Below are 14,830 nucleotides of genomic sequence, written 5' to 3' on the forward strand. Positions count from 1 at the left end.
GTCGCGCTAGCGCGTGATTTCGCGCATTGGCGCGAGGCCCGCCGCCGCCAGAAGCCGCGCGCTTTCCTCGGCCAAGAGCCGCTCTTGCGCCGCCCCTTCGACCGGCATCCGCCCCGCCTCAAGAAAGAGCGGTGCTGCCAAGGGACTCACTCGCGCCAGCCGCCGCAGGGTGACGCGCCTCGCGATGCGCGCCAGCATGTCCTCGATCCGGCCAAAATCCACGAGGCCGCGCATCGCCTCTTGCCGGGTGATGTCAAGGAGCAGGTGACCGGGATCGTATTTCACCAACGTGTCATAGAGAATGTCCGACGACAGCGTCGCCTGCCGCCCATTCTTGCGCGCGCCGGGGGTGTTGCGCTGGATCAGCCCGGCAATGGTGGCCGAGGCGCGAAAGGTGCGTTTCATCACGGCGTTGGACATGAGCCAGCTTTCAAGTCCCGCGCGCAGGGCGTCGGGGTCCAGAAGGGGCGCTGCATCCGTCACAGGCTCCAGCCCCCAGATCAGCGTGGCGTAATCGGTGGCAACAAAGCCCAGCGGTGCCAAGCCCGTCTCTTCCATCCGTTTTGTCACCAAGAGGCCTAGCGTCTGCATCGCGTTGCGCCCCGCAAAGCCGTAGATGCAGAGATGCTCGCGCGCCTCATGGGCAAAACTCTCGATCAGCAGGCTGTCGGGTTCCGGCATTTGCGACACCTGCCGTTGCAGATGCAGCCAGTCGCGCACAGGGTCCGGCAGATCAGGCCAGTCGGGGGCACCAAGCATCTGCAGGATACGTTCTGACAACTGGGTCGAGGTGGCGAATTTGGTGCCCATATAGGTGGCAATCTTGGGCTTGCGACCGGGATCGCGGCTGACCTCCACTACCATCTCGCGCAAGGATTCAAAGCGCACGATCTGTCCGCCGATGAGGAATGTATCGCCGGGGGTGAGGGTGGCGGCGAAGCCCTCTTCGATCTCGCCCAAGGGTTTGCCGCCGCGCGTGCGCCGCAGCCGCACCTTGAGCGTGTCGGTGTCCTGAATGGTGCCGATGTTCATGCGGATGATCCGGGCAGAGCGCGGATCGCGCAATTGCCAGAGGCTATTGGCGCGCTGTTGCAGGCGCTGCCATTGGTCATAGGCCCGCAGCGCATAGCCCCCCGTGGCGCAAAATTCGAGGCAGGCATCGAAATCGGCGCGGGTGAGGGCGGCATAGGCCCCGGCCCCGGTCACTTCGGCAAAGAGTGCCGCGGCGTCGAACGGCCCCGCACAGGCGCGGATCAGGATATGTTGGCAGAGCACGTCGCGCGGCCCCGGCCCGCGCGGCTCGCCATCCAGATCGCGGGCGCGCGCGGCCTCAAGGGCTGCGCGGCATTCCACCACTTCGAACCGATTGGCGGGCACGAGGAGCGCCTTGGACGGCGCGTTGTAGCGGTGATTGGCGCGCCCGATCCGCTGCACAAGGCGTTTGACGTTCTTGGGCGCGCCCACCTGAATGACCAGATCGACATCGCCCCAATCCAGCCCCAAATCGAGACTGCCGGTGCAGACGACGGCGCGCAGATCGCCGCGCACCATCGCCGCCTCGACCCGTTCGCGCTGCACCCGGTCAAGGCTGCCGTGATGGATGGCGATGGGCAGCGCCTCGTCATTGGCAAGCCAGAGGTTGTGAAAGAAAATCTCGGCCTGCGCGCGGGTGTTGTGGAAAATCAGCGTCGTCTTGTGCTGCCGCACCTGATCCAGCACGGCGGGGATCGCATAGGCGGCCCCGCCCCCGGCCCAAGGGGGCGGCTCTGTGGTTTCGAGCATGGCGATGTCGGGCTCTGGTCCCGGATCGGCCATGAGGATTGCGCAAGGGCTGTTGCCATGGGCCATGTAGCGCGCAAGGGCGGGCGGGTCTTCGACCGTTGCCGATAAGCCCACGCGCCGCATCTCGGGGCAGAGCGCCTGAAGCCGGGTCAGCGCCAGCATGAGTTGATCGCCGCGCTTGCTCTCGGCCAAGGCATGCACCTCGTCGATCACGACGCGTTTCAGGCCTGCGAAAATGCGCGGCGCGTCCTCGTAAGAGGTGAGCAGCGCCAGACTTTCGGGCGTGGTCAAGAGGATATGGGGCGGGTCGGCGCGTTGGCGGCGCTTGGTGTGCGAGGAGGTGTCGACGGTGCGGTCCTCGATCCGGATGGGCAGGCCCATGTCCGTGACCGGCGTGGTCAGGTTGCGCCGGATATCGGCCGCGAGCGCCTTGAGCGGTGAGATATAGAGCGTATGCAGCCCGGTGTGATCACCTGTGGCGAGATCGGCCAGCGTCGGCAGAAACCCCGCCAGCGTCTTGCCCCCGCCGGTGGGGGCGATGAGCAGCGTTGCGGGGTCGTCCGCCCGCGCCAGCATCTCCGCCTGATGCGGGTGAAGCTGCCAGTTGCGGGCAGAAAACCACGTTGCAAGAGGGGCGGTCAGGACGCACATGACGCCCTATCTAGCGGCGGGCCGCAGCAAAGCAAAGTCGGACGACGCCCCCTACATCGCCTCTTGTTGCGCCAGCCGCGTCGCGATCAGCCCGCTGACCCGCGCGATGCCTGCCTCGGGACAATGCCCTGCCAGACCCGATGCCGCGTCGGCCAGAACCGCATCGTTGGCCGCGCGGGCCACGCTGGCCAGAAATTGCGCGGCATAGATCAGGATGTCGGGCGATCGGTCATGGCTCAGCAGGCTCTGTACATGCTCCAGATCGTCGCGATAGGCTAAGGGATCGGGGTTTATTCTGTCATCTTGGACCACGTAGGGGCCAAGGGGCCGCCGGTCGGCGGGGACGTGCCGCAGCACCTCTTGCTGAAAGATGCCAAGGCTGGCCACCGGTTTGAGCAAGAGCCCATCAGCCCCCGCGCTGCGCGCCCGCGCCTCTGCCCCGGCATCGCCGCTGGTGGCAAGGATGACGCCGACACGGGGAGTTGCGCGGTCAAGTTCGGCAATCAGCTCTTCGCCGCGCCCATCCGGCAGGCCCAGATCGACGATCACCGCCGAAGGCCGGTACACCTGCAGATGCCGCCGCGCGGAGGCCAGACAATCCGCGCGCCGAATCCGCGCGCCGCTGCGCAGGCACATCAGGCGCAGCGCCTCAGAGGCATAGCGGCTATCCTCGACCGCGAGCACAGTCATACCCAAGAGCGGGCGTTGGGCGTTTGGCGCGCGCTGGGGCGCGAGGCTGTCAAGACCGGTCATATCGGGCTGATCCTTCTGTGACGATACGAGCCACAGCATGGCCCGCTTATGGTGAACGCGAGGTTAATGCGCGGATTGCGTCCCCCTGTCGCTTGTCAGGCCCCGAGATCATCCCCATAACAGGCTCAAATCACACGAAAGGATCGCCCCATGATCGGACGCCTCAATCACGTTGCCATCGCCGTGCCAGACCTGACTGCCGCCGCTGACCAATATCGCCATGCGCTGGGCGCAAAAGTGGGCGCGCCGCAGGACGAGCCGGATCATGGCGTCACGGTGATTTTCATCGAGTTGCCCAATACCAAGATTGAACTGCTCTATCCCTTGGGTGAGAACAGCCCGATCCAGAGCTTTCTGGACAAGAACCCCTCGGGCGGGATCCACCATATCTGCTATGAGGTCGAGGATATCATCGCCGCACGCGACCATCTGAAATCCACCGGCGCGCGGGTGCTGGGCAGCGGAGAGCCCAAGATCGGCGCACATGGCAAGCCGGTGCTCTTTCTGCATCCCAAGGATTTCAACGGCTGCCTCGTGGAACTGGAGCAGGTCTGATGGGCATTACCTCGGCCATCGTGCTCTTTGCCGTGATCTGGTTCATGACGTTTTTCGTCGTGCTGCCCATTCGTATTCAGACCCAAGGGGATGTCGGTAAGATCGTGCCCGGCACCCATGCCGGATCGCCCGAACATCATCACCTCAAGAAAAAGGCCTGGATCACAACCGCCATCGCCGTGGTGCTCTGGATCATCATTGGTGGCACGATCATTTCGGGTGTGATCAGCGTGCGCGATCTCGATATATTCAACCGGATGAGTGGCGCCGCACCTGCGTAGCGTGAAAGATATGGGTGAAGGTGGCGGCCCCAAGGATCGGGATCAACAGGTTCACCAGGGGCACCGAGAGCGGCATCGCCATCAAAACACCCGCCGCCCAGATCGTCATGCGATGCTTGCGGCGGAGTGTCTTGGCCCCCTCCCGCCCGACGCGGCGCATGGCCACCAGTTGGAAATATTCCATTCCCAGCAAATAGCCATTGAGCGCCCAAAAGATGAAGAGCGCGAAGGGTGTGAAGATCGCATAGAGGAGCAGCGCCACGATATTCGCGCCGATGATCACGCCGAGAAAGTTGATCGTGTCGCGCAGCGCCTCGCCAAAGGGCACGATACTGGCCGGGGTCAGATGCGGATAATGCCGGTCCTCGACCGCCTGCGCCACCTCATCGAGAAACATCGAGGTTATGGCAGAGGCGACGGGCACCATCAGAAAGACCGACAGCACGATCATCAAGAGGAACGACGCGCCGCTCAAGAGATCGCCCAGCCATGTCACCTCGCCCAATAGCGGCAGGGTGGTGCTGTCGCCCACCGCCGCCTGAATGAGCCAGAGCACTCCGGCATAGGTCGCGATCAGAAGGGCGAGCGTCAGGCCCACGCCCAACAGCAGCACCTTGCGGAACCGTGGATCGCCGATCTGGCCCACGGCCTTGAAGAAACTGGCAAAAATCATTCCGAAACCCAGGTTGTGATGCTGTCGATCTCGGGACGCGGGCGCTCGGGCGGGGCGGCGCCTTCGGTGCCGATATGGAGGAACCCGGCGATGCGCTCGTGTTCGGTCAGCCCAAGGGCGGTCTGCGCGAACCCTTGGTCATGGCTGGGCCAGCCGCTCAGCCAATTGGCGCCCCAACCGGCGGCAAGGGCAGCATTCAAGAGGCTGAGGCAGACACAGGCCGCCGAATAGGTCTGTTCGATGGCTGGAATTTTTTCCGAAGGTTTCGGGCTCTCGATCACTGCCACGGCCAGATGCGCATCGGCGAATTGCGTCTCGGCTTTGGCGATATCCTCGGGCGATTTGCCCAGCTGCGCGCCCGCCTCGGCCACCAGCCCCGCAAGCCGCACCAGCGCCGCGCGCTCCAGCACGATCAGGCGCCAGGGTTCCAGCTTACCATGATCGGGCACGCGGGTTGCGGCGGCCAAGAGCGGGCGCAGCGCCGCCCTGTTTGGCACCGGCAGCACCAGCGTCTTGGCCGGGCGCGAGCGGCGGGTCTGGAGGAACTCTGACGCGGCGGAATTGGGCTGGGGCATTGGTCTCTTTCTCATGCAAAGCACCCCACATGTCGGCAAGCAGGCGTCCGGGGTCAAGCCCTGATGCTGCAATTCCTCTTGGAGCGCTGCCGCGCAGCCGGTATGCCGGGCGCATGGATATCCCCGACCTCAGCGCGCTGGCACGGCCCGGCACCACGATTGCCCTGCGCGTGACGCCCAAGGCAGCGCGCAACCGGATTGTCGCGGAAGACGGCGCGCTGCGGGTCTATGTCACCACGGTGCCCGAGGATGGCAAGGCCAATGCCGCTGTTCAGAAACTCTTGGCCAAGGCGCTGGGCGTGCCGAAATCGCGCCTGAGCCTGCTGCGCGGTCACACCAGCCGGGACAAGGTGTTTCAGGTCGACTGACGTTTGGCGTGGCTGCCCGCCACATGCACCCGTGTGCCCCAGCCGATGCAGTGTTCTATCAGCGGCGCGGGTAGGGGGCGGTCGGTGAAGACCTGATCGACATCGCGGATTGACCCAAGCCGCACCGGCGCGCTGCGCTGGAACTTGGAATGATCTGCGACCAGAAACACCTCGCGCGAGCGGTTCAAGAGGGTCTGGCCCACCACCACCTCCTGAATGTCGAAATCGAGCATGTCGCCATCCTCATCCAGCGCAGAACAGCCCAGAATGGCGTAATCGAATTTGAAATTCTCGATGGTGCGCGCGGTCAGATTGCCCACCAGCCCATTGTCCGAGCGCCGGAGCGCGCCGCCGGCGACGACAATCTCGCAATCCTTGTTGGCCAGCAGGATTTGCGCCACGTTCATGTTGTTGGTGACGACCATCAGGTTGCGGTGATCCATCAATTCGCGCGCCACCGCCTCGGTCGTGGTGCCGATGTCGAGAAAGACCGAGGCATCATGCGGAATGGCCGCCGCACAGGCGCGGCCAATGGCGGCCTTGGCGGGCTCATTCAGGCGGCGGCGTTCCTCGTAGAGGATATTCGAGACGCCCGAGGGCAGGATCGCACCACCATGCACGCGCTCCAGCTTGCCCGCGTTGGCAAGTTCCGTGAGGTCGCGGCGGATGGTCTGGACGGTGACGTCAAAGCGCTCGGCCAGCCCCTCGACCGTGACCTTGCCCTCGGCGCGGGCGATTTCCAGAATGTCGGGTTGGCGAAAGCTCTGGGACATGGGCGGCCTTGATTGGTTGCAGGTTCGATTATGTTCGTTTTGTCGTGCTCTGCAAGCAAAGCCTCCGCTGCGCTGCGGCGAGGCGGGCGAATCGCGGGCGAGAGAGGTCGGTTCACCCGACGTCAGGGACGAAAATGCGTTCGGTCACGCCCTGGATCACACTTGATCCTGAAAATTGATGAATGAAATCAAAGGATGTATCAATAAAAGAAACAAAACGAACATTCATTCTTGACCCATGCGGTCAAAAAGTGGTTCGTTTGCGCTCATCTTACGGTGGGAGGGGCGCGTGTCGCAGGACCGCGAGGGCACAGTGATCGACCTGTTCGTCATAGGCGGCGGCATCAATGGCTGTGGCATCGCCCGCGATGCGGCGGGCCGCGGGCTGCGGGTGGAACTGGCCGAGATGAACGATCTGGCCTGGGCCACGTCGAGCGCCTCGACCAAGCTGTTTCACGGCGGTCTGCGCTATCTCGAATATTTCGAAATCCGGCTGGTGCGCGAGGCGCTGATCGAGCGGGAAACATTACTGCGCGCGATGCCGCATATCAGTTGGCCGATGCGGTTTGTGCTGCCCTATCACCGCGACATGCGGTTTGAGGGCGAAACGCCCACGTCGCGCATTCTCAATCTGGTGATGCCGTGGATGAAGGGGCGTCGGCCTGCCTGGCTGATCCGTCTGGGGCTGTTCCTCTACGATCACCTCGGAGGGCGGAAAATCCTGCCTGCGACCGCAACGCTCGATCTGCGCAACGCGCCTGAGGGGGCGCCGCTCAAGGACAAGTTCACCCGCGCCTATGAATATTCCGACTGCTGGATCGAGGATAGCCGCCTTGTCGTGCTCAACGCCCGCGATGCCGCGGCGCGCGGCGCGCGTATTCGCACCCGCACCCGCGTGCAATCGGCAGAGCGGGTGGGCGATCTGTGGCAGGTGACGCTGAAGGATCAGGAAACCGGCACGAGTGAGGTGGTGCAGGCGCGCGCGCTGGTCAATGCCGCCGGGCCGTGGGTCAAGGATGTGATCTCGGGCACACTGCGCCTCAACTCGGCCGAGGGTGTGCGGCTGGTGCGTGGCAGCCACATCGTGACGCGCCGGCTGTTTGACCATGACAAATGCTACTTTTTTCAAGGCACCGATGGGCGGATCATCTTTGCCATTCCCTATGAGGGCGATTTTACCCTGATCGGCACCACCGATGCCGAACATGGGCAGGCCGACACGCGCCCGGAATGCACGCCGGAAGAGGCCGAGTATCTCTGTCGCTTTGCGAGCGCGTATTTCAAGACGCCCGTGACCAAGGCCGACATCGTCTGGACCTATTCCGGCGTGCGCCCGCTCTATGACGACGGGGCCAAATCGGCCACCGCCGCCACCCGCGACTATGTGCTGACGCTGGCCGAAGGACCGGGCGCGCCGCTCCTCAACATCTTTGGCGGCAAGATCACCACCTATCGCAAACTGGCCGAGGCGGCGCTGGCCAAGCTGCGCCCGTTCTTTCCACAGGCCGGGGCGGATTGGACCGCAGGCGTCGCCCTGCCGGGGGGCGATTTCCCCGTTGACGGGTTTGACCGGCTGACAGAGAGTCTGCATCGGGCCTATCCGTTTCTGACGGCGGCCTGGGCGCGGCGACTGGTGCGCGCCTATGGCACCGAGGCGCTGGATGTTCTGGGCGAGGCGCGGGAGGCCGCCGATCTTGGCCCCGATTTCGGGGCGACCCTGACTGGGGCCGAGGTGCGTTGGCAGATGGACCATGAATACGCCCGCGCGGCGGCGGATGTGGTCTGGCGGCGCACCCGTCTGGGTCTCAAGATGACAGAGGCGCAGATTGCGGCGCTCGACGACTGGATGCAGCACGAACGGGGGCTGAATGGGGCCGCCCCCGTGGCTGCCAAGGGATAATGGAGGAAACGACCGCATGGCGCTGACACTGGAGGGGGTATCGAAACGCGTGAACGGGCAGGTGCATATTCACCCGACCGACCTCACGCTCGAGGCCGGCACGATGAACGTGCTTCTGGGGCCGACCCTCTCGGGCAAGACCTCGCTCATGCGGTTGATGGCGGGGCTCGATGTTCCCGCCACGGGCCGCATTCTGTGGAACGGGCAGGATGTCACCGGCATGCGCGTGCAGGATCGCCGCGTGGCGATGGTCTATCAGCAGTTCATCAACTACCCCTCGATGACGGTCTATGACAACATCGCCTCGCCGCTGCGCCTGATGGGTAAATCCAGCGCTGAGATTGATGCGGCGGTTAAGAAAACTGCCGATCTGATGCAATTGTCCCCGATGCTCTCGCGCAAGCCGCTGGAGCTTTCGGGTGGCCAGCAACAGCGCTGTGCCTTGGCCCGCGCGCTGGTCAAGGAGGCGGGGCTGGTGCTGCTGGATGAGCCGCTGGCGAACCTCGATTACAAGTTGCGCGAGGAATTGCGCGCGGAAATTCCCAAGATTTTCGAGGCGGCAGGCAGCATCTTTGTCTACGCCACGACCGAGCCGGAAGAGGCGCTGCTCCTTGGTGGCAATACCGCAACCCTCTGGGAGGGGCGCGTCACCCAATTCGGCCCCACGCCGCAGGTTTACCGTCAGCCACGCGATGCCACCACCGCGCGCGTGTTCAGCGATCCGCCGATGAATTTCCTGACCGTTACTAAATCCGGTGACCGTATCCTCTTTGGTGCTGACCAATCCGCGGCGGCGCTGGGCAGCATGGCGGATCTGGCGGATGGCACCTATACGGCGGGCTTTCGCCCCAACCATCTGGAGCTTGAACAGCAGACCGCCGATGCGCTGACCTTTGACGCGCGCCTCAACGTGACCGAGATCACCGGCTCAGAGACCTTTGTGCATCTCGATCATCACGGCGAGCGGTGGGTGGGTCTCATCCACGGCGTGCGCGATCTGAAACTGGGGGCGGCGCTTCGGGTCTATCTCGATCCGGCGCATGTCTATGTGTTTGGGGCGGACGGTGCGCTGGTCGCCCCCGCGCCCTATGCGCAGGCGGCTTAAGGGAAACGCAATGGCAAAGATCACGCTTGATAATCTGGCACATAGTTACCTGCCGCGCCCGGCCTCTGAGGCCGATTTTGCGCTCAAGGAGCTGAACCACGTCTGGGGCGATGGTGAGGCTTATGCGCTGCTTGGTGCCTCTGGCTGTGGTAAATCCACGCTGCTCAATATCATCTCTGGCCTCTTGCACCCGTCGCAGGGGCGTATTCTCTTTAACGATCACGATGTCACCAATCAGGCCACCGCGGCGCGCAACATCGCGCAGGTGTTCCAGTTTCCGGTGGTCTATGACACCATGACCGTGCGCGACAATCTGGCCTTTCCGCTGCGCAATCGCGGGGCAGAGGCGTCCTATATCGCCGAGCGGGTTCAGACCATCGCTCACATGATCGGGATGGAGGCAGAGCTGGGGCGCAAGGCGCGCGGTCTGACGGCGGATGCCAAGCAGAAAATCAGCCTTGGGCGCGGCATGGTGCGCGAGGATGTCAACGCGCTCTTGTTCGATGAGCCGCTGACGGTGATCGACCCGCATATGAAATGGGAACTCAGGACGCAGCTCAAGGCGCTGCATCACCAGTTTGGCCATACGATGATTTACGTGACCCACGACCAGACCGAGGCCCTGACATTCGCCGACAAGGTGGTTGTGATGCACGATGGCCGCGTTGTGCAGATGGGCACGCCACAGGAACTCTTTGAGCGGCCAGAGCATACATTTGTCGGCTATTTCATCGGCTCGCCGGGCATGAACCTGCTCGATGCGCAGGTGGCGGGCGCCAAGGCCCTTGTGCAGGGCGTCGAGATCCCGCTTGGGGCCGACTATGGCCGGCCTACGGGTCGGGTGCAGATCGGTGTGCGGCCTGAATTCGTGCGGCTCTCGGCTGGCGACGACGGTTTGCCAGTGACCGTCACGCGGATCGAGGATGTTGGCCGCCACAAGATCATCCGCTGCGATGTGGCCGGCGTTGCGGTCAATGCCATTGCCGCTGAGGGGGCCATGATCTCGCCCGATATGACCCGTCTCACTTTTGATCCGGCGGCGATCAATGTCTATGTCGATGATTGGCGCGTCACGCCGAAATCCCAAGCGCAGGAGGCCGCGTGATGGACAAGACCGTCAACCAAAAGGCATGGTTTCTGGTCCTGCCCGTGCTGATCCTCGTGGCATTCTCCGCCGTGATCCCGCTGATGACCGTGGTCAACTATTCGGTGCAGGACACATTCGGCAACAATCAATTCTTCTGGGCAGGCCTTGAATGGTTCGAGGAAATGCTCAGCTCCGAGCGGATGTGGGACGCGCTGGCGCGTCAGGCGGTGTTCTCGGCGATCATCCTAGCCATCGAAATCCCCTTGGGCATCTTTGTGGCGCTCAATATGCCCAAGAGCGGCTTTTGGGCGTCCCTTTGCCTCGTTCTGATGTCGCTGCCGCTGCTGATCCCGTGGAATGTGGTGGGCACCATCTGGCAGATCTTTGGCCGGGTTGATATTGGCCTTCTGGGCCATACGCTCGACGCGCTGGGCATTTCCTATAACTACACGCAGGACACGACAGCAGCGTGGATCACAGTGATCGTGATGGATGTCTGGCACTGGACCTCGCTCGTGGCCCTCTTGGCCTATGCCGGGCTGCAATCCATTCCCGACGCCTATTATCAGGCCGCCAAGATTGATCAGGCGAGCCGCTGGGCCGTGTTCCGCTATATCGAATTGCCCAAGATGGCGGGCGTGCTGATGATCGCCATTCTATTGCGCTTCATGGACAGTTTCATGATCTACACAGAGCCGTTTGTCGTGACGGGCGGCGGGCCGGGCAATGCCACAACGTTCCTGTCGATTGATCTGGTCAAAATGGCGTTGGGTCAGTTTGACCTTGGTCCCGCCGCCGCGTTTTCGATCATGTATTTCCTCGTGATCCTGCTGATTTCATGGGTGTTCTACACCGTCATGGTCAACCTCGACAAACGGGAGGGCAAGTGATGGCCGATCTGACCGCCGCCCGCAGCGCCACACGCGGCCTCAGCCTGCCGCGCATCAACGTGGTGATGGTGCTTTACCTGCTGTTCCTGCTCTTGCCGATCTATTGGCTCATCAACATGAGCTTCAAGACCAATGACGAAATCCTCGGCACCTTCTCGCTCTGGCCGCAGGATCTGACCTTTGCGAACTATGCCACGATCCTGACCGACGCGAGTTGGTACATGGGCTATGTCAATTCGCTGATCTACGTGGTGATGAACACAGTTCTGTCGATTGCCGTGGCGCTGCCCGCCGCCTATGCGTTTTCGCGCTATCATTTCCTGGGCGACAAGCATCTCTTCTTCTGGCTCTTGACCAACCGCATGGCGCCGCCTGCGGTCTTTGCCCTGCCGTTCTTTCAGCTTTATTCAAGTGTGGGGCTATTCGATACGCATATCGCCGTGGCGCTGGCGCATTGCCTCTTCAACGTGCCCTTGGGGGTGTGGATTCTGGAGGGGTTCATGCGCGGCGTGCCCAAGGAGATCGACGAGACCGCCTATATCGACGGCTATTCCTTCGGGCGGTTTTTCGTCAAGATTTTCATGCCGCTGATTGCGAGCGGCGTTGGGGTGGCTGCGTTCTTCTGCTTCATGTTCTCATGGGTGGAATTGCTGCTCAGCCGCACCCTAACCAGCGTGGATGCCAAGCCGATTGCGGCCACGATGACACGGACGGTCTCGGCGAGCGGTCTGGACTGGGGCGTGCTCGCGGCGGCAGGGGTGCTGACCATCGTGCCGGGGGCGTTGGTGATCTATTTCGTGCGGAATTACATCGCCAAGGGTTTCGCGTTGGGGAGGGTGTGATGGAACGGTTTGTTAACCATAACGCCGTCATCCTCGGGCTTGACCCGAGGACCTCTTTGACTGAGCGCCTCATCAAATCAGAGAGCGACGATGCCCACGGAGATGCATGTCTACATCGTCACCAACAAGCCACGCGGCACGCTTTATATCGGCGTGACAGGCGATCTCAGAAACCGTGTGTGGCAGCATCGCACGCATGCTCTGGACGGCTTCACGGACAACTACAATCTGGAGCTGCTTGTGTGGTGCGAGCAGCACAGCGACCCGAGACTTGCCATTCAGCGCGAAAAGTCTCTCAAGCGCTGGTATCGCAACTGGAAAATCGCGCTCATAGAACAGTCAAACCCGCAATGACGCGACCTGTGGCAGGACATTTGCGGCGCGTAGATGCCATGGATCATGCGGTTTTGAGAGGTCCTCGGGTCAAGCCCGAGGATGACCACAATCGAGAACTCACGTCATCTTCGGGCTTGACCCGAGGATTTCCAACGGCAGAGATCGCCCGATCCAGCCGGATGATTACAGCTTGCCTTAGAGGGAGGTGCTAAACATGGCTTGGATGGCTTGGACACTCCCCACCGCGATCTTCTTTATCGTGATCGCCTCTCTGCTCGTCACCTTCACGGTGCTGGCCATAAAATTCCCCGAAACCCCGCGTGTTGGTATCCTCCGGATTGAGACCACGCGCGGGGATCGGCTTTTTATCACACTTCTGGGCTCGGCCTTTCTCAATCTGGCCTGGCTCGGGTTTGTCGGCGCAAACCAGCCTTATGCGCTGATCCTCTGCCTGATCTATGCCGCGGCGGTGTTTCGCTGGGTCTAGACCGGGACCAATCACCAACAAAGTTCACCTAGGGAGGGAAACCATGAACTTGCGAATGAAAACAACCACCGCGCTGGTGTCGCTGGGCCTGCTGGCCTCGCCCGCCTTCGCGGATATGGAGGCCGCCACCGCCTTCCTCGACGCCGAGATCGGCGATCTCTCGACGCTCACCCGCGCCGAGCAAGAGGCGGAAATGCAGTGGTTCGTAGATGCCGCTCAGCCCTTTGCCGGGATGGACATCAAGGTTGTCTCGGAAACCATTGACACCCACAGCTACGAATCCAAGGTGCTGGCCCCGGCCTTTACCGCCATCACCGGCATCAAGGTCACGCATGACCTGATCGGCGAAGGCGATGTGGTCGAAAAGCTGCAAACACAGATGCAGTCGGGCGAGAATATCTATGATGGCTATGTCAACGACAGCGACCTCATCGGCACCCATTGGCGCTATCAGCAGGTCCGCAACCTGACCGACTGGATGGCGGGTGAGGGCGCGGATGTGACCAGTCCGACGCTTGATATCGACGATTTCGTCGGCCTGTCGTTCACCACCGGCCCCGATGGCAAAGTCTATCAATTGCCAACGCAGCAATTCGCCAACCTCTACTGGTTCCGCTACGACTGGTTCAACGATGACAAGAACAAGGCCGATTTCAAAGAGAAATACGGCTATGATCTGGGCGTTCCGGTCAACTGGTCGGCCTACGAGGACATTGCCGAATTCTTCACCGGGCGCGATCTGAGCCATATGGGTGTCGACGGCGAAGTCTTTGGCAACATGGACTATGGCAAGAAAGACCCGAGCCTTGGCTGGCGCTATACCGACGCATGGATGTCCATGGCCGGGATGGGCGACAAGGGTGAACCCAACGGGTTGCCGGTCGATGAATGGGGCATTCGGGTGAATGAGCAGAGCCAGCCGGTTGGCTCTTGCGTGGCCCGTGGCGGCGCAACCAATGGCCCCGCAGCGGTCTATGCTGTGACCAAGGCGATCGAGTGGCTGCAAAAATACTCGCCCCCCTCGGCGGCTGGCATGACCTTCTCTGAGGCTGGCCCGATCCCGGCGCAGGGTAATGTCGCGCAGCAAATGTTCTGGTACACCGCCTTTACCGCCGCGTCGGTGAAACCCGACCTGCCGGTGATGAACGAGGACGGCACGCCCAAGTGGCGCATGGCCCCCAGCCCGCATGGCGTCTATTGGGAAGAGGGCATGAAAGTGGGCTATCAGGATGCAGGCAGCTGGACCCTGATGCAATCCACCCCCGTGGACCGCGCCAAGGCGGCCTGGCTCTATGCGCAGTTCGTGACCTCGAAAACCGTGGATGTGAAGAAGGCCCACACGGGTCTGACCTTCATCCGCGAGTCGACGATCCAGCACGACAGCTTTACCGAGCGCGCGCCGAAACTGGGCGGTCTGGTGGAATTCTACCGCTCGCCCGCGCGCGTCCAGTGGTCGCCCACCGGCACCAACGTGCCGGATTATCCGAAACTGGCCCAGCTCTGGTGGCAGAATATCGGCGACGCCATGTCCGGTGCCAAGTCGCCGCAAGAGGCGCTCGATAGCCTCTGCGCCGATCAGGAGCGCGTGTTGGAGCGTCTGGAGCGCGCCGGCATCCAAGGCGACATCGGCCCGAAACTCAACGAGGAAATGGACCCCGAGCATTGGCTGAGCCAGCCCGGCGCGCCCAAGGCCAAACTCGAGAACGAGGACGACGAGCCGGTCACGATTGCCTATGACGAGCTGATCAAGTCTTGGCAGTGACGACACTCAT

Annotated in this window: 16 protein-coding genes; 11 read left to right on the plus strand and 5 right to left on the minus strand. The window is 62.4% G+C overall.

Translation table 11 applies throughout. The annotated features are described in order from the left end of the window. Positions 1–6: 6 nt before the first annotated feature. Together ROS217_RS03970 and ROS217_RS03975 are read right to left on the minus strand one after the other, a co-directional pair. Positions 7–2,433, minus strand: coding sequence for a ligase-associated DNA damage response DEXH box helicase (locus tag ROS217_RS03970; protein ID WP_009816378.1), 2,427 nt, complete (start codon positions 2,431–2,433; stop codon positions 7–9). Between the two features lie 51 nt (positions 2,434–2,484). After that, positions 2,485–3,186: a response regulator gene (locus tag ROS217_RS03975; RefSeq protein WP_040651073.1), complete on the minus strand. Its 702-nt coding sequence runs from the start codon at positions 3,184–3,186 to the stop codon at positions 2,485–2,487. Between the two features lie 150 nt (positions 3,187–3,336). Here ROS217_RS03975 and mce point away from each other — a divergent pair, with 150 nt between their 5' ends. Together mce and ROS217_RS03985 are read left to right on the plus strand one after the other, a co-directional pair. Further along, positions 3,337–3,741 (plus strand): methylmalonyl-CoA epimerase, encoded by a 405-nt coding sequence (gene mce / locus ROS217_RS03980; protein ID WP_009816380.1) that lies wholly within the window; start codon positions 3,337–3,339, stop codon positions 3,739–3,741. Further along, positions 3,741–4,022 carry a DUF1467 family protein gene (locus tag ROS217_RS03985; protein WP_009816381.1) on the plus strand — a complete coding sequence of 94 codons (282 nt, stop codon included), beginning with the start codon at positions 3,741–3,743 and terminating at the stop codon, positions 4,020–4,022. The genes mce and ROS217_RS03985 overlap by 1 nt, the downstream gene beginning before the upstream one ends. Here the strand turns inward: ROS217_RS03985 and ROS217_RS03990 are convergent. After that, positions 3,991–4,695 (minus strand): EI24 domain-containing protein, encoded by a 705-nt coding sequence (locus ROS217_RS03990; protein ID WP_009816382.1) that lies wholly within the window; start codon positions 4,693–4,695, stop codon positions 3,991–3,993. The two genes, ROS217_RS03985 and ROS217_RS03990, sit on opposite strands and share 32 nt — an antisense overlap. Beyond that, the gene (locus ROS217_RS03995) at positions 4,692–5,270 is read right to left on the minus strand and encodes a nitroreductase family protein (RefSeq protein WP_009816383.1); all 579 of its coding nucleotides are present in this window, start codon (positions 5,268–5,270) and stop codon (positions 4,692–4,694) included. The genes ROS217_RS03990 and ROS217_RS03995 overlap by 4 nt, the downstream gene beginning before the upstream one ends. A gap of 113 nt (positions 5,271–5,383) precedes the next feature. Between ROS217_RS03995 and ROS217_RS04000 the strand changes: the two genes are divergently transcribed. Further along, positions 5,384–5,638, plus strand: coding sequence for a DUF167 domain-containing protein (locus ROS217_RS04000; protein WP_009816384.1), 255 nt, complete (start codon positions 5,384–5,386; stop codon positions 5,636–5,638). Here ROS217_RS04000 and ROS217_RS04005 read toward each other — a convergent pair. After that, positions 5,626–6,411: a DeoR/GlpR family DNA-binding transcription regulator gene (locus ROS217_RS04005; protein WP_009816385.1), complete on the minus strand. Its 786-nt coding sequence runs from the start codon at positions 6,409–6,411 to the stop codon at positions 5,626–5,628. The two genes, ROS217_RS04000 and ROS217_RS04005, sit on opposite strands and share 13 nt — an antisense overlap. Before the next feature lie 238 nt (positions 6,412–6,649). Between ROS217_RS04005 and glpD the strand changes: the two genes are divergently transcribed. From glpD to ROS217_RS04045, 8 genes are all read left to right on the plus strand, one after another. Next, positions 6,650–8,311, plus strand: coding sequence for a glycerol-3-phosphate dehydrogenase (gene glpD, locus ROS217_RS04010; protein ID WP_009816387.1), 1,662 nt, complete (start codon positions 6,650–6,652; stop codon positions 8,309–8,311). A 16-nt stretch (positions 8,312–8,327) separates the two neighbouring features. After that, positions 8,328–9,416, plus strand: coding sequence for an ABC transporter ATP-binding protein (locus tag ROS217_RS04015; RefSeq protein WP_009816388.1), 1,089 nt, complete (start codon positions 8,328–8,330; stop codon positions 9,414–9,416). A 10-nt stretch (positions 9,417–9,426) separates the two neighbouring features. Next, the gene (locus ROS217_RS04020) at positions 9,427–10,521 is read left to right on the plus strand and encodes an ABC transporter ATP-binding protein (RefSeq protein ID WP_009816389.1); all 1,095 of its coding nucleotides are present in this window, start codon (positions 9,427–9,429) and stop codon (positions 10,519–10,521) included. Then, a complete protein-coding gene (locus ROS217_RS04025) occupies positions 10,521–11,393 on the plus strand; it encodes a carbohydrate ABC transporter permease (protein WP_009816390.1) in 873 nt (290 codons plus the stop codon). Before ROS217_RS04020 ends, ROS217_RS04025 begins: the two co-directional genes overlap by 1 nt. Then, positions 11,393–12,235 carry a carbohydrate ABC transporter permease gene (locus ROS217_RS04030; protein WP_009816391.1) on the plus strand — a complete coding sequence of 281 codons (843 nt, stop codon included), beginning with the start codon at positions 11,393–11,395 and terminating at the stop codon, positions 12,233–12,235. The genes ROS217_RS04025 and ROS217_RS04030 overlap by 1 nt, the downstream gene beginning before the upstream one ends. A 90-nt stretch (positions 12,236–12,325) precedes the next feature. Beyond that, positions 12,326–12,589 (plus strand): GIY-YIG nuclease family protein, encoded by a 264-nt coding sequence (locus ROS217_RS04035; protein WP_009816392.1) that lies wholly within the window; start codon positions 12,326–12,328, stop codon positions 12,587–12,589. Between the two features lie 196 nt (positions 12,590–12,785). Then, on the plus strand, positions 12,786–13,058 hold the full coding sequence (locus ROS217_RS04040) for a DUF2160 domain-containing protein (protein ID WP_040650338.1): 273 nt from the start codon (positions 12,786–12,788) through the stop codon (positions 13,056–13,058). A 43-nt stretch (positions 13,059–13,101) separates the two neighbouring features. Next, complete coding sequence (locus ROS217_RS04045) at positions 13,102–14,820, plus strand: ABC transporter substrate-binding protein (protein WP_198134864.1); 1,719 nt, start codon at positions 13,102–13,104, stop codon at positions 14,818–14,820. The last annotated feature ends 10 nt before the right edge of the window (positions 14,821–14,830 follow it).

The organism is Roseovarius sp. 217, from assembly GCF_000152845.1.
Classification (GTDB): Bacteria; Pseudomonadota; Alphaproteobacteria; order Rhodobacterales; family Rhodobacteraceae; genus Roseovarius.

Bases quoted from the DNA above. Each gene is read 5' to 3' on its own strand.
- ROS217_RS03970 (WP_009816378.1), bottom strand. From the start codon at position 2,433: ATGTGCGTCCTGACCGCCCCTCTTGCAACGTGGTTTTCTGCCCGCAAC.
- ROS217_RS03975 (WP_040651073.1), bottom strand. From the start codon at position 3,186: ATGACCGGTCTTGACAGCCTCGCGCCCCAGCGCGCGCCAAACGCCCAA.
- mce (WP_009816380.1), top strand. From the start codon at position 3,337: ATGATCGGACGCCTCAATCACGTTGCCATCGCCGTGCCAGACCTGACT.
- ROS217_RS03985 (WP_009816381.1), top strand. From the start codon at position 3,741: ATGGGCATTACCTCGGCCATCGTGCTCTTTGCCGTGATCTGGTTCATG.
- ROS217_RS03990 (WP_009816382.1), bottom strand. From the start codon at position 4,695: ATGATTTTTGCCAGTTTCTTCAAGGCCGTGGGCCAGATCGGCGATCCA.
- ROS217_RS03995 (WP_009816383.1), bottom strand. From the start codon at position 5,270: ATGCCCCAGCCCAATTCCGCCGCGTCAGAGTTCCTCCAGACCCGCCGC.
- ROS217_RS04000 (WP_009816384.1), top strand. From the start codon at position 5,384: ATGGATATCCCCGACCTCAGCGCGCTGGCACGGCCCGGCACCACGATT.
- ROS217_RS04005 (WP_009816385.1), bottom strand. From the start codon at position 6,411: ATGTCCCAGAGCTTTCGCCAACCCGACATTCTGGAAATCGCCCGCGCC.
- glpD (WP_009816387.1), top strand. From the start codon at position 6,650: ATGCGGTCAAAAAGTGGTTCGTTTGCGCTCATCTTACGGTGGGAGGGG.
- ROS217_RS04015 (WP_009816388.1), top strand. From the start codon at position 8,328: ATGGCGCTGACACTGGAGGGGGTATCGAAACGCGTGAACGGGCAGGTG.
- ROS217_RS04020 (WP_009816389.1), top strand. From the start codon at position 9,427: ATGGCAAAGATCACGCTTGATAATCTGGCACATAGTTACCTGCCGCGC.
- ROS217_RS04025 (WP_009816390.1), top strand. From the start codon at position 10,521: ATGGACAAGACCGTCAACCAAAAGGCATGGTTTCTGGTCCTGCCCGTG.
- ROS217_RS04030 (WP_009816391.1), top strand. From the start codon at position 11,393: ATGGCCGATCTGACCGCCGCCCGCAGCGCCACACGCGGCCTCAGCCTG.
- ROS217_RS04035 (WP_009816392.1), top strand. From the start codon at position 12,326: ATGCCCACGGAGATGCATGTCTACATCGTCACCAACAAGCCACGCGGC.
- ROS217_RS04040 (WP_040650338.1), top strand. From the start codon at position 12,786: ATGGCTTGGATGGCTTGGACACTCCCCACCGCGATCTTCTTTATCGTG.
- ROS217_RS04045 (WP_198134864.1), top strand. From the start codon at position 13,102: ATGAACTTGCGAATGAAAACAACCACCGCGCTGGTGTCGCTGGGCCTG.